Consider the following 11,620-nt stretch of genomic DNA (forward strand, 5'->3'; position numbering starts at 1 on the left):
GGAGAGCGGAGACGAGGTCGAGGCAGGAACCGCCTGAGATGCCGGCCTCCGCCGGCATGAAGCATCCGGAGGCAGCGGCTCAGGAAATCGCCAGCACCCCGGCATATTTGGCATCCTCGAGCGCCTGCCCCGCGCCCATCGCGACGCAGATCAGGGCGTCGTCGGCGACCGCCACCGGCAAGCCGGTCGCCTGGGCGATCACCTCGTCGATGCGGGCGAGCAGCGCGCCGCCGCCGGTCAGCACGATGCCGCGATCGACGATGTCGGCGGCGAGTTCGGGGGCGGTGTTCTCCAGCGCGGACATCGTCGCGCGCACGATCTGGCCGACCGGCTCGGCGATCGCCTGCGCGACCTCGGCCTGGGTGATGGTCAGTTCGACCGGCCGGCCCGTCACCAGGTCGCGGCCCTTCACCTTCATCTCCGGTCCTTCGCCGTCGGGTGCGTTCGCTGCGCCGATGCCGTGCTTGACCCGCTCGGCGGTCGCCTCGCCGATCATCAGGTTGTGCTTGCGGCGGATGAAGGAGGAGATCGCCTCGTCCATCTTGTCGCCGCCGAACCGGACCGAGGTGCTGTAGGCCAGGCCGCGCAGCGAGAGGATCGCCACCTCGGTCGTGCCGCCGCCGATGTCGACGACCATCGCGCCGGTCGGTTCGGTCACCGGCAGGCCGGCGCCGATCGCGGCCGCCATCGGCTCCTCGATCAGGAAGACCTTCGACGCGCCGGCGTTGAACGCCGCGTCACGGATCGCGCGCCGCTCCACCGACGTCGATCCGGAGGGGACGCAGATCACGATCTTGGGGCGCCGGGGGAAACGGCTCGGTCCGCCCAGCGCCTTGTCGATGAAATGCTTGATCATCTGCTCGGCCACGCCGAGATCGGCGATCACGCCGTCGCGCAGCGGCCGGACGGCCTGGATGCCGGCGGGGGTCTTGCCCATCATCAGCTTGGCGTCGTTGCCGACGCTCTTCACGCGCGAGACGCCGTCGCGCGTCTCGAGCGCGACCACCGATGCTTCGTTGAGGACGATCCCCCGGTCGCGGAGGTAGACGACCGTGTTCACGGTCCCCAGGTCGATCGCCATGTCGTGCGAGGAGAAATTCAATATACGGGAAATCAGCATCAAGAGCGCCATATTGCCGGATCGGGATACCGGGTCGGCCCGATCGGGAGCGCAGGCCTGCTGATCGCCCCGCCTTCCGTCAATCAAGGGAGCGTTGAAGCGCCGCCTTTCCAAGCCCAAAGGCTATCCGTCCCGGCTTCGCCGGCCGAATCCCTCCGCCGCTGCCCTGAGCTCCGCCACCGGGGCGCTCGCCAGCCAGCTCCGCGCCTTGGCGAGGAAGGCGTCGGTCGCCGTCTCGGGCACCTTTGCCAGCCAGTCCAGCGCCTCGTCGATCCGGCCGGCATCGGCCAACATCCGCGCATGGTTGAACTGGCCGCGGAAGTCGCCGCCCTCGGCGGCCAGCGCGTAGCAGCGAGCGGCCTCGGCCATGTCGCGTTCGACCACCCAACCGTCCTCGTGGAAGCTGCCGACGAAGTTGATCGCCTTGGCATTGCCCATCGCCGCCGCCCGGCGGAACAGGTCGAGCGCGGCGGGCTTGTCCTCGGGCACGCCCGCGCCGAGCGCCAGCGCGGTCGCATAATTGTACATGCCCCAGTCGAGGCCGCGGTCGGAAGCGACCTTGAACCATTCGGCCGCGCGGACCTTGTCGACGGCGACGCCCCAGCCGAGGTCGTAGCAGCGCCCCATCATGTTGATCGCCATGAGATGGCCCTGGCGCGCCGCCCGGTCGAACCAGCGCACCGCCTCGCGCGGGTCGGCGGGAAGGCCGGCGCCGTCGAGCAGCATCTGGCCGTAGATCGCCTGCGCCTCGGCGACGCCGCCTTCCGCCGCGACCCGCACGAAAGCCGCGCGCTCCTCCGGCGGCGCCGCCATGCGGCGGCGCATCTCGTCGGCATCCATCGCCAATATGGCTTCGATCGTCAGCGTCTCGGTCATCGGTCCCCGGAACGAGAAAGGCCCGCCTCTTGCGAAGCGGGCCATCCTCCAGAAAATCGGGCTGAACTCAATATTTGAAGCTCAGCGTCGCGAAGGCCGACCGACCCGGCGCGATCGAGGCGTAATGCGAGCTGTAGACCTGGTTGAAATAGGTCTTGTTGGTCAGGTTCTGCACGTTCACCGACAGGTCGACGGCTTCGCTGACCTTGTAGCCGATACGGGCGTCGAAGCGCCAATAGCTCGGCACAGCGCGTGCCAGTGTGGTGGTCGCGGGCACGACGGTCACGACACCAGCAGCGTCCTGCACAGCCTTGCGGTTGTCGGCATAGCCGCCATAGACGCGGCTCGAATAGAAGGCGCCGCCGCCGATCGAGAGCGCGTCGGTGACCTTGTAGTTGGTCCACAGCGTGAAGCTGTGCTTCGCGGTCTGCGGGAACTGCTTGCCGGTGTTGACCGACTGGACGAGCACGGTCTTGGCCGCCTGGCTTCCCACCGCGGCGGCGGTCAGCGCGGTGAAGCCGCCGTCGACGATCTTGGCGTCGAGATAGGTGTAGCCGCCGAACACGCTCCATTCGTCGGTGATGTTGCCGTTGAAGCCCAGCTCGACGCCGCGGATGCGACGCTCGCCGATGAAGGCGACGGTGTTGGCGTCGCTGGTGACGCGGGCGTTCTTGGTCTTGGTCTGGAACAGCGCGCCGGTCAGCGACAGGCCGCCGCCGAACAGGTCGGCCTTGGCGCCGATCTCGAACGACTTGGTCTTCTCGACGCGCAGCGCGTCGCTCGCCGCCTGGACGGCGTTGAGCGCGTTCTGCTCCTGGCCCTCGCCCAGCAGGCTGTTCGGCGGGGTCGCGGCGGTCGCGTAGGACGCGTAGAGGCTGGTGTTCGGGGTCGGCTTGAAGATCAGCCCCGCCTGCCAGTTGAAGATGTTGTCGACGCGGCGGACGACCGGACGGGTGCCGCCGGCCAGCGGCAGCGTCGAGGTCGTGCGGAAGCGGTCATAGCGCGCGCCGAGGTTGAGGATGAGCTGCTCGGTCAGCGTGATCGAGTCGAACGCGTAGACCGCCTTGGTGTTGGCCTCGTTCTGCGTCCGCGCGCTCGGCGCGGCGCGGGTGATCGGGGTCGGCACGCCCGTGGCGGTGTCGTTCGAATAGTTGATCCACGGATCGTTGGGGTTCGGATCGAACAGGCTGGTGCAATAATAGCGCGCGATGGCGAGCGCCGAGCAGCGCGGGCTGATCGTCGATCCGGTCGCGAGCACGAAGGCGCCGCGCTCGGCCTTCTCCGACGACAGCTCGGCGCCGATCGCGAAGCTGTGCTTGATCGATCCGGTCTCGAAGGTGCCGTAGAGGTCGGTCTGGTTGATGAAGCTGTCGGTATAGCCGAAGCGGGTGTTCGCGCGCCGCCAGACCTGGCCGCCGGGCTGCAGCGCGAGATTGGCCGGATTGCCGAACACATTGCCGGTCGAATCGTCGGGCAGCAGGAAGCTGTAGGCCTGCGAGCTATGGCTGAAGCGCGCGGTGTGGCGCAGCGTGACGGCGCCGAAGTCATGCTCGGCCCGGATCGTCGCCTGGTCGGTCTTGCCGTCGCGGAAGTCGCGGCTCTTGAGGCCGTAGAAGGTGTCGCGGCCGACATGGCCGGTGACGCCGCTGGCGGTGGTGATGTCGCCGAGCGCCGGGGTCGTGATCACATTGCCGGCGGGCGCGTTGCACAGCGTCGTCGAGCAGGCATAGAGGAAGGGGATGCCGCTGTCGGGCAGCTCGTCGGTGTCGAGATGGTAATAAGCCAGCGTCAGCTTGGTCGGCCCGTCCATCCCGATCGTGACCGACGGCGCGACGCCCCAGCGCTTCTGGTAGATCGCGTCGCGGCCGGCGACGTCCTGGTCGTGCCACATCGCGTTGAGCCGGAAGGCGACCTTGTCCGACAGCCGCACGTTCACGTCGCCGGTCACGCGCTTATAGTCGTCGGTGCCGTAGCTGCCCGAGCCGGCGAAGAAGGTCTCCTCCTGCGGCAGCTTCGAGACGATGTTCAGCGAGCCGCCGGCGCTGCCGCGGCCGCCCAGCGTCGAATCCGATCCGCGCACCACCTGGATCTGCTCGACCGCGAAGATCTCGCGATTCTGTGCACCGATGTCGCGGACGCCGTCGAGATAGGTCGAGCCCTGGCTGTCGAAGCCGCGTATGAAGGGGCGGTCGCCGATCGGATTGCCGCCCTCGGCCGCGCCGAAGGTGATGCCGGGGACGGTGCGCAGCGCCTCGACCAGCGTCGCCGATCCGGTGTCCTTGATCACCTGCTTGTCGACCACGACGATCGAGCGGGGCGTGTCGAGCAGCGGCGCGACCGCCTTGGGGCTCTCGACCCGCTCCGCCTTGTAGCCTTCCTCGTCGATCGCGGTGTCGGTCACGGTCATGCCGCCGAGGCGCTTCTCGCCGGCGGCGGGCTGCGCGTCCTGCGCCAGCGCCGGCGCCGAGGCGATGAAGCCGATGCAGCCGAGCGCCAGGAACGCCGGTGAGTTCGAGCCGGCCGTCTGGCGGTTATCGGAGCGAGCCATGATGTTTCCCCTTCTGGAGCTATTGTCCATGCAGGGATCGGCTACTGATAATCAGTCTCAAATATGTCAATTCATTTTCTGATAATCAGTTGCATTTGCTGTAGCCGAAAAGTGTCGGCGTGGGTCAGCCGCCCATGGCCTTGCGGACGGTGTCGAGCGTCGTCGGAAGCTGCCGGCGCAGTTCGTGTACGGCCTTGCCGAGCAGCGGATTGGCCTCGAACGCCGGCGAGGAGGTCGCTGCGGCGAAGGCGACGAGACAGCCGCCGAGCGCCAGCTTGTACGGCGCGCGGCCGCTCTTGTCCCGGATCAGGTTCCGCTCGCTGGTCCCGATCATCATGCCCCCTGGATCGCCCGTGTCGTTCGGGGGCACCGCATAGCTATCGAAGCCTAAAGTCCGGTAAAGGCGGCGCGGTTGCCAAGGCGGGGGCGGCATCCCTATCTGGAGACAGAGAATCGAAGCCATCACGGAGCCGACCGCCCTTATGACCGCCAGCCATTCGACCCGCATGCTCATCCTGGGATCCGGTCCTGCCGGTCTGTCCGCCGCGATCTACGGGGCGCGCGCCGGGCTCGCGCCGATCGTGGTGCAGGGGCTTCAGCCGGGTGGCCAGCTCACCATCACCACCGACGTCGAGAATTATCCGGGCTTCCGCGACGTGATCCAGGGTCCCTGGCTGATGCAGGAGATGCAGGCGCAGGCCGAGCATGTCGGCGCGACGATGATGTGGGACACGATCGTCGACGTCGACCTGAGCGAGCGGCCGTTCCGCCTGCGCGGCGATGGCGGCACTCTCTATGTCTGCGACACGCTGGTGATCGCGACCGGCGCACAGGCCAAGTGGCTGGGCGTCGAGGGCGAGGCGGCGCTGGGCGGCAAGGGCGTGTCCGCCTGCGCGACCTGCGACGGCTTCTTCTATCGCGGCAAGAAGGTCGCGGTGATCGGCGGCGGCAACACCGCGGTCGAGGAGGCGCTCTACCTGACCAACCACAGCCAGGACGTGACGCTGATCCACCGCCGCGACTCGCTGCGCGCGGAGAAGATCCTGCAGGACCGGCTGTTCGCGCACCCCAACGTCAAGGTGCTGTGGAACAAGCAGGTCGACCGCTTCGTCGGCGGCGCCGGCAATGAGGGGCTGGTCGCGATCGCGCTGCGCGACACCGAGACCGGCGAGACGTCCGAGCTGGCGGTCGACGGCGGCTTCGTCGCGATCGGCCACAGCCCGGCGACCGAGCTGTTCCGCGGCCATCTGGAGCTCGACGAGGACGGCTATCTGATCGTCGAGAAGGGCGGCACCCGGACCAGCGTGCCCGGCGTGTTCGGCGCCGGCGACGTCTCCGACAAGGTCTACCGCCAGGCGGTCACCGCCGCCGGCATGGGCTGCATGGCCGCGCTCGACGTCGAGCGCTTCCTGGCCGAAGCCGATTTCGAGGCGCGGGCGACCGTCGCTGCGTAATCCCCCCTCCCTTTCAAGGGAGGGGCCAGGGGGTGGGTGGCGAGCGGCAGCGAGCCTCCCCGGCGTCGGCGCAGAACTCCGCCGAGGGGCATCGAGCCCCTCGTCTCCGTACCCCACCCTTATATCCCTTCCCTGAAGGGGAGGGAGATTTCTTTGGGATTATTTCCCGGCGAGCTTCCGGTCGACGAACGCCACCAGCGCGCCGAAGCTTTCGAGCATCTCGCCGTCGACCTCGTCGTCGTCGATGATGATGTCGAGCCGATCCTCGAGCGCGGTCAGCAGTCCGGCGACGGCCATCGAGTCGAGCTCGGGGAGCGACCCGAACAGCCCGGTGTCGGCGGTGAAGCCGGCGGCGCGGTCGGCGTCGAGCGCGAGCACCTCGACCAGCACCGCGCGCACCACATCCTCTGTCTGGTCGAAATCGGCTGCGCCCACGTCATCGTCCCTGCAGGTTTCGAAATCGCGGCTCCGTAGACGGATCGCGGCGCAGGGACAAGATTTCGGATCGCCGCGGGCGCGAACCGTTGCCCCGGAGCCCGGCAAGCCCTAGCTGATGCGGCGATGGATGTGCTTCCCGATCCGACGCCCCGGCCGCTCGATCATCTCGCGCTGATCGGCGCCCGCGACGCGCCGGCGCTCGCCGACAAGGCGGGGCTGCTCGACCATGGCGGGCTCGATGACGCGGTCGGTGCGCTCGCGGCGGGGCTGCTAGGGCGGGGCCTGCGGCCCGGCGACCGGGTGGCGAGCTGGCTGCCGAAGCAGCGGCTCGCCTGCCTGATGCCGCTCGCCGCGGCGCGGGCGGGGCTGGTCCACGTCCCCGTCAACCCGCTGCTCAAGCATGGTCAGGTGGCGCATATCCTCGCCGACAGCGGCGCGCGGCTGCTGATCGCCGGCCGGGGCCGCGCCGACACGCTCGGGTCCGGCGACCGGCCCGACGATTGCGCGCTGCTGGTCGAGGAGGACGAGGGGGCGGCGCTGCTCGGCCATGGCGATCACCTGCCGCCGTCCTCGGCCGATCCCGATGCGCTGGTCGCGATCCTCTACACCTCTGGGTCGACGGGACGGCCAAAGGGGGTGATGCTCAGCCATGCCAATCTCTGGCTCGGCGCGGTCGGCGTGGCGCATTATCTCGGCCTCGGTGCCGACGACCGAACGCTCGCGGTGCTGCCGCTCAGCTTCGATTATGGGCAGAACCAGCTCCTCTCGACCTGGGCGGCGGGCGGTTGCGTCCATCCACTGGATTATCTGACGGCGCGCGACGTGGTGCGCGCGGTCGGCCGGCACGGCATAACCACGCTGGCGGGGGTGCCGCCGCTGTGGATCCAGCTGGCCGAGGCCGAATGGCCGGTGGAGTGCGTCGCGCCGCTGCGGCGGCTGACCAACACCGGCGGGCGGATGAGCGTGCCGCTGGTCCGGCGGCTGCGCGCGCTGTTCCCGGCCGCCAGGCTCTTCTCGATGTACGGCCTGACCGAGGCGTTCCGCTCGACCTATCTCGATCCCGCGCTGATCGACGAGCATCCGGAGTCGATCGGCCGCGAGATTCCCTTCGCCGAGGTGCTGGTCGTCCGTCCAGACGGCACGGTCGCGGCCGATGGCGAGCCCGGCGAGCTGGTCCATGCCGGCCCGCTGGTGGCGCAGGGCTATTGGCGCGATGCCGAGCGGACCGCGCAGCGCTTCCGCCCGGCGCCCGCCGCGTCGCGCCATGGCGGGACGGCGGTGTGGTCGGGCGACACGGTGGTGCGCGACGCGGCCGGACTGCTGCGCTTCGTCGGCCGCGACGACGAGATGATCAAGAGCTCGGGCAACCGGATCAGCCCGACCGAGATCGAGGAGGCGGCGATCGCCAGCGGCGCGGCGGCCGAGGCGGTCGCGCTCGGCGTCCCCGATGATCGGCTGGGCCAGGCGATCCTGCTCTACGCCCGGCCGGCGGGGGCGGAGGCCGACGCCGATGCGCGGCTGACCGACTGGTTCCGCCACAACCTGCCCAACTTCATGCAGCCCGCGCGGGTGATCTGGCGCGACGAACTGCCGCGCAACGCCAATGGCAAGCTCGACCGAACGGCATTGAAGGCCCAGGCGACGGAGGAGACGCGGTGAAGCCGACCGGACCGATACCCCCCGATTTCCAGTGGCGGGATGGCGCGCTGATGATCGGCGGGCGCAGCGCCGACGAGTGGATCGCGGTCGCGGGCGATACGCCGCTGTTCGTCTATGACCTCGCCGTCGTCCGCGATCGCATCGCCCGGTTCCGGGCGGCGTTCGCCGGCGTGTCGCTCCATTATGCGGTGAAGGCCAATCCGCATCCGCCGCTGGTCGCCGCGATCGCGCCGTTGGTCGACGGGATCGACGTCGCCTCGGCGGGCGAGGCGCAACTCGCGCTCGACGCGGGGATGGACGCGCGCCGCGTCTCCTTCGCGGGTCCTGGCAAGCGCGACCGTGAGCTGGCGATGGCGATCGAGGCCGGCATCACTCTCAACCTCGAATCGGAAGGCGAGGCGGAGCGCGCGCTGGCGATCGGGCGCGGTATCGGCCGTACGCCGCGCCTCGCGCTGCGGATCAACCCCGATTTCGAGCTCAAGGGATCGGGGATGAAGATGGGCGGCGGCGCCAAGCCCTTCGGCGTCGATGCCGAGCGCGCGGCCCCGCTCGTCCGCCGGATCGTCGCGGCGGGCGCGGACTATCGCGGCCTGCATATCTTCGCCGGATCACAGGCCCTCGACGCCGAGGCTCTGATCGAGGCGCAGCGCTCGGCCCTGGCGCTGGCGGCGCGGGTGAGCGGGGAGGCCGGAGTCGCCCCGCCGCACGTCAATCTGGGCGGCGGCTTCGGCATTCCCCATTTCGCCAACGACGCCGGATTAGACGAAAGTAGGGTGGGGGGCGCATTATCGTCGGCGCTTTCGCACCGCGATCCGATCCTTGCCGAGGCAGAATTTACAATCGAGCTCGGACGCTGGCTGGTGGGGGAGGCGGGCGTCTATCTGACCCGTATCGTCGACCGGAAGGCCAGCCATGGCGAGACCTTCCTGATCGTCGACGGCGGGCTCCACCACCAGCTTGCGGCAAGCGGCAACTTTGGCACCGTCGTGCGACGTAACTATCCGATTTCTTTGACGAAATATTCGGATTCGGCTAAGGTCGAAGAAGTGACTGTTGTGGGTTGTCTCTGCACCCCGATCGATCGGCTCGGCGACCATGTCGGCTTGCCGGAGGCGAAGGTGGGCGACGTGGTCGCGCTGTATCTGGCGGGCGCCTATGGGGCGAGCGCCAGTCCGCAGGCCTTCCTCGGCCATCCGCCGCCGCTCGAAATAACGATAGACGGGACCCGTATCCTGTGATTCTAAGCTAATGTTCATCGACGGTGGAGCATTAGAGTTCGCGTTGTGTTGATGGGCTTGGGGAAGGCCCTGGAGGATGTGCATATGGCCCTTGGTGCTGCACTGAAGCGGCTGGTCGCGATGTTGGCGGCGGCGACGTTGCTCGCCACCATGCCGGCCTGTGCCTATGCCAAGGACAAGGAGCTGCCGCCGGCCCCCTTCGTGCCCGATGGCGGCGCGCCGGGCGAGGACTATACGATCGGCCCGCTCGACGCCCTCACCGTGTTCGTGTGGCGCAATCCGGAGCTGGGCGCGCAGGTGCAGGTGCGGCCCGACGGGCGGATCACCCTGCCGCTGATCAACGACATGGTCGCGGTCGGCAAGACCCCGGCGAAGCTGTCGGATGACATCCGCGACGCGCTGTCGACCTATATCACCGACCCGATCGTGTCGGTGATCGTCAACAATTTCTCGGGCACCTTCGCCCAGCAGATCCGCATCGTCGGCGCGGCGGAGAAGCCGGCGACGGTGTCCTACAGGTCGGACATGACCCTGCTCGACGCGATGATCGCGGTCGGCGGGCTGTCGCAATATGCGGCGGGCAACCGCGCGAAGCTGATCCGCTACGATCCGGTGACCAAGCAGCAGCAGGAATATCGCCTGCGCATCGACAGCCTCTTGAAGCGGGGGGACATCAAGGCGAACGTGAAGCTGCAGCCGGGCGATGTGATCATCATCCCCGAAAGCGTGTTTTAGGAAGGGCCGTGGGGGCGGCGGGCTAATCGATGGAAGCCATCTACACCGAGATCAGGATTGCCCTGTACGCGATCTGGCGGATGCGCTGGCTGGCGCTCGCCGTCGCATGGGCCTTCTGCCTGATCGGCTGGGTGATGGTGATGCGGGTCCCCGCCGCCTATGAGAGCAGCGCGCGCATCCAGGTGCAGGTCAAGTCGCTGTTCGCCGACGGGGCCGAGAACGACATGCAGCGCAATGTCGACCGCGTCCGCCAGTCGCTGACCTCGACCGAGATATTGAAGCGCGTCGTCCGCACCGTCTCCAATGGTGAACGGCCGCTGACCTCCTATGAATCCCTGTCGCTGATCGGCGCGCTGCGCTCGGGCATCTCGATCACCGCGCAGGGCGACGACCTGCTGGAGATCAAGACGCGGATCAGCCTGAAGGGCATTTCCGAGCAGCAGACCGCCGCGATCGCGCGCAACGTCACCCAGAAGCTGATCGAGATCTTCATCCAGGAGAATGTGATCGGCAGCAAGGCGAACAATGCCGAGGCGCTGAGCTTCCTCGACCAGGAACTGGCCCGCCGCGCCAAGGAACTGGCCGAGGTCGACCGCCAGCGCGCGCAGATCACCCAGAACACGCTGGGCTCCCTGCCGGGCACCGGGTCGCTCGACCAGCGGATGGACGCGGCGCGCAACGAGATGGTCAACCTCGATTCGAACCTGATGCAGGCGCGGAGCGCGCTGGCCGCGATGAACGGCCAGCTCGCCGCCACGCCGGCGCAGATTCCGGCGGGCGTCAACGGTATCGACACGCTTGACCAGCGCATCGCGACGCTCGAGGGACAGCTTTCGGAAGCGATCTCGCGCGGCTGGACGGAAAAGCATCCCGACGTCATCGCCATCCGTTCCCAGCTTGCCCAGCTCCGCGCCGAAAAGGCGCGCGGCGGCAGCCGGTCGGTGCCGATGGCGCCCAACCCCGTCTATGTCTCGCTCAAGTCGATGCAGGCCGAGCGCGAGGGCAATGTCGCGGCGTTGCAGGCGCGCAAGTCGCAGCTCGAAACGGCGGTGACGACGATCGCGCAGCGCCAGCTTGCCGCGCCTGGGGCCCAGATCGACCAGGCCCGGCTCGACCGCGACTATGACGTGCTCAAGGACCAGTACAACAAGCTGCTGGCCCAGCGCGAGGCCGCCAAGCTGCGGTCCGACGCGACCGGCAAGACCGATGGCGTCCAGTTCCGCGTGATCGATCAGCCGTCGCTGCCGCGCCAGCCGGCGGCGCCCAACCGGGCAATGCTGCTCACCGGCGTGCTGGTGGCCGGGATCGTGGTCGGGGCCGGCGTGGCCTTCGCCAAGAGCCAGCTCGCCAATGTCTACACGACCACCCAGCAGCTCGCGAAGGCCAGCGGCCTGCCAGTGCTCGGGTCGATCTCGGAAGTGATCACCGCCGACACGCGGGTGATCCGGCGCAAGCAGATGATGTGGTTCTCCTCGGCTGCCGCGGGGCTGCCGGGGATGTTCATGCTGCTGATGCTGATCGAGTTCGTCAAACGCATCATGGTATCCTGACG

At 68.5% G+C, this 11,620-nt stretch carries 10 protein-coding genes; 5 read left to right on the forward strand and 5 right to left on the reverse strand.

The features are described 5' to 3' along the window. Positions 1-79: 79 nt before the first annotated feature. The 4 genes from B5X82_RS06210 to B5X82_RS06225 all read right to left on the reverse strand — a co-directional run bounded on the left by B5X82_RS06210 (position 80) and on the right by B5X82_RS06225 (position 4,878). Positions 80-1,132 carry a rod shape-determining protein gene (locus tag B5X82_RS06210; RefSeq protein WP_079647231.1) on the reverse strand — a complete coding sequence of 351 codons (1,053 nt, stop codon included), beginning with the start codon at positions 1,130-1,132 and terminating at the stop codon, positions 80-82. Positions 1,133-1,243: 111 nt separating this feature from the next. Continuing rightward, positions 1,244-1,996 carry a tetratricopeptide repeat protein gene (locus tag B5X82_RS06215; protein ID WP_079647232.1) on the reverse strand — a complete coding sequence of 251 codons (753 nt, stop codon included), beginning with the start codon at positions 1,994-1,996 and terminating at the stop codon, positions 1,244-1,246. 67 nt (positions 1,997-2,063) lie between these two features. Then, complete coding sequence (locus B5X82_RS06220) at positions 2,064-4,544, reverse strand: TonB-dependent receptor (RefSeq protein WP_079647233.1); 2,481 nt, start codon at positions 4,542-4,544, stop codon at positions 2,064-2,066. A gap of 124 nt (positions 4,545-4,668) precedes the next feature. Next, positions 4,669-4,878, reverse strand: coding sequence for a hypothetical protein (locus B5X82_RS06225; protein ID WP_139385031.1), 210 nt, complete (start codon positions 4,876-4,878; stop codon positions 4,669-4,671). Between the two features lie 148 nt (positions 4,879-5,026). Between B5X82_RS06225 and trxB the strand changes: the two genes are divergently transcribed. Next, positions 5,027-5,998, forward strand: coding sequence for a thioredoxin-disulfide reductase (gene trxB, locus B5X82_RS06230; protein ID WP_079647235.1), 972 nt, complete (start codon positions 5,027-5,029; stop codon positions 5,996-5,998). Positions 5,999-6,157: 159 nt separating this feature from the next. Here the strand turns inward: trxB and B5X82_RS06235 are convergent, their stop codons facing one another. After that, positions 6,158-6,433, reverse strand: coding sequence for an acyl carrier protein (locus tag B5X82_RS06235; RefSeq protein WP_079647236.1), 276 nt, complete (start codon positions 6,431-6,433; stop codon positions 6,158-6,160). A gap of 126 nt (positions 6,434-6,559) precedes the next feature. Here B5X82_RS06235 and B5X82_RS06240 point away from each other — a divergent pair, with 126 nt between their 5' ends. From B5X82_RS06240 to B5X82_RS06255, 4 genes are all read left to right on the forward strand, one after another. Beyond that, positions 6,560-8,095, forward strand: coding sequence for an acyl-CoA ligase (AMP-forming), exosortase A system-associated (locus B5X82_RS06240; protein ID WP_079647237.1), 1,536 nt, complete (start codon positions 6,560-6,562; stop codon positions 8,093-8,095). Continuing rightward, a complete protein-coding gene (locus B5X82_RS06245; protein WP_079647238.1) occupies positions 8,092-9,333 on the forward strand; it encodes a pyridoxal-dependent decarboxylase, exosortase A system-associated in 1,242 nt (413 codons plus the stop codon). The genes B5X82_RS06240 and B5X82_RS06245 overlap by 4 nt, the downstream gene beginning before the upstream one ends. Positions 9,334-9,453: 120 nt before the next feature. Beyond that, positions 9,454-10,068 carry an XrtA/PEP-CTERM system exopolysaccharide export protein gene (locus B5X82_RS06250; protein WP_223811423.1) on the forward strand — a complete coding sequence of 205 codons (615 nt, stop codon included), beginning with the start codon at positions 9,454-9,456 and terminating at the stop codon, positions 10,066-10,068. A gap of 29 nt (positions 10,069-10,097) precedes the next feature. After that, positions 10,098-11,618: an XrtA system polysaccharide chain length determinant gene (locus B5X82_RS06255; RefSeq protein ID WP_079647240.1), complete on the forward strand. Its 1,521-nt coding sequence runs from the start codon at positions 10,098-10,100 to the stop codon at positions 11,616-11,618. Positions 11,619-11,620 lie beyond the last annotated feature (2 nt).

It is taken from the genome of Rhizorhabdus histidinilytica, from assembly GCF_900167915.1.
In the GTDB taxonomy this organism is placed as follows: domain Bacteria; phylum Pseudomonadota; class Alphaproteobacteria; order Sphingomonadales; family Sphingomonadaceae; genus Rhizorhabdus; species Rhizorhabdus histidinilytica.